This window comes from Dysgonomonas sp. HGC4, from assembly GCF_001261715.1.
Taxonomy (GTDB): Bacteria; Bacteroidota; Bacteroidia; order Bacteroidales; family Dysgonomonadaceae; genus Dysgonomonas_A.
Genome location: NZ_CVRU01000154.1, coordinates 1 through 1,324, shown reverse-complemented (window position 1 = coordinate 1,324; position 1,324 = coordinate 1). Strand labels below are relative to the sequence as shown.

General features: G+C 34.3%; 2 protein-coding genes. One reads left to right on the top strand and one right to left on the bottom strand.

Going from position 1 to position 1,324, the window contains the following annotated elements; translation table 11 throughout:
* Positions 1-28 precede the first annotated feature (28 nt).
* Positions 29-388, top strand: coding sequence for a hypothetical protein (locus tag HGC4_RS14690; RefSeq protein ID WP_050710893.1), 360 nt, complete (start codon positions 29-31; stop codon positions 386-388).
* 117 nt (positions 389-505) lie between these two features.
* Here HGC4_RS14690 and HGC4_RS14685 read toward each other — a convergent pair whose 3' ends face one another.
* Entirely contained in the window at positions 506-1,177 is a 672-nt protein-coding gene (locus tag HGC4_RS14685) for a Crp/Fnr family transcriptional regulator (protein WP_050710892.1), read from the bottom strand.
* Between the last annotated feature and the right edge of the window lie 147 nt (positions 1,178-1,324).

The window sequence follows — 1,324 nt, the reverse complement described above, 5'->3', positions numbered from 1 at the left end:
GTTGTATTTATTGTTGTAGTTTAAGAGTATGAGTATAATTATAAAAAGGATATTTTATTTTTTTGTGCTGTTATTAGCTTTTACTTCTTGTAATGACGAAGTTGCAGAGGATAAGGTTATTAATACTGTATTAGGTGTTTGGAATAATTATTATGAGGACACAGATAGTCTGGTAATGACACGTGTATTTACCGTCGATTTTTACTCCTATTTTACCTATGCAGAGGGAAAGGTTCAGAATGAAATGAATAAACAGCATTATGCTATTGATGCAACAAAACTTATGCTGGATCAATACACACAAACTTATAAAATAGAATTAGATACTCTCTGGATTACTAATAGAAAGGGAGATCAAACTACTAAATACATACGAGCTGATAAGTAAACTTTATATGCAGGATATTTTCTTATATATGTGCTGTTTATCAACTATCTAATCATATCCACAATTGTTCTTCGAGAACCAACCAAAGTAATCAAGTCAATCTGAGACCTTGTGATCTTAAAACGATACAAGTTGTACCAATTTGTTTTTGTTCAGTATCTTAACGTGTTTCTTATTGATCTCTATCAAACCATCGTCTTGCATATTAGCCAACTCGCGAGCCAAAGAGGGGCGAGATACACCAAAGTATTCAGATAAAGCCAATTGAGTTCTGTCGAGTTCGGCTTCCATTTTGTCGGGTTTAGTCAGATCGAGAAAATACATTGCTAGTTTCTGACGAATGGTTCGGAACGACATCAGATGCAGTTTTTTTGATAACATTGAGGCATACATTGCCGAAATGTTGAGGAAGTTGAGTAATACCTGTTCATTCTGTTGCAACATTTTCAGTACCGATGTTTTGGGTATAACCAAAGCCGATACCTTTTCTTTTGCAGTTACTTGTACCGGAAATCGGTTGTTCTTCCCGAATAAAAACAATATAGCCAAAGGGTTAGGCGCATATATATCTTCTACCTTTACCACCTTTGCCGAAGCATCAGCCATTTCGGCTTTTACATATCCATCTATCAAAATGATGAGTCTGTTACAGGGTTCGTCTTGCATAGCGAGAATCTCTCCTTTCTCGAAAGACTGTATATCGTAATGTATATCTGATAATAAGACCTTTATATCATCTGCTGTAAGGCCGATAAATATCGGCGAAAGAGTCATTTTTTCGAATACCATATTGCACAGTTTACTTTATATTGTCACGTTTAAAAGTAAGGTATACACCCTACATGTATATGTTGCAAATTACACAAAATCTTGTTAAAGCCTGCTATATACTGTCTTAAAAGTATATATTCTCTTTATTTTAGATCAAAATGAAAT

Bases quoted from the DNA above. Each gene is read 5' to 3' on its own strand.
- HGC4_RS14685 (WP_050710892.1), bottom strand. From the start codon at position 1,177: ATGGTATTCGAAAAAATGACTCTTTCGCCGATATTTATCGGCCTTACA.
- HGC4_RS14690 (WP_050710893.1), top strand. From the start codon at position 29: ATGAGTATAATTATAAAAAGGATATTTTATTTTTTTGTGCTGTTATTA.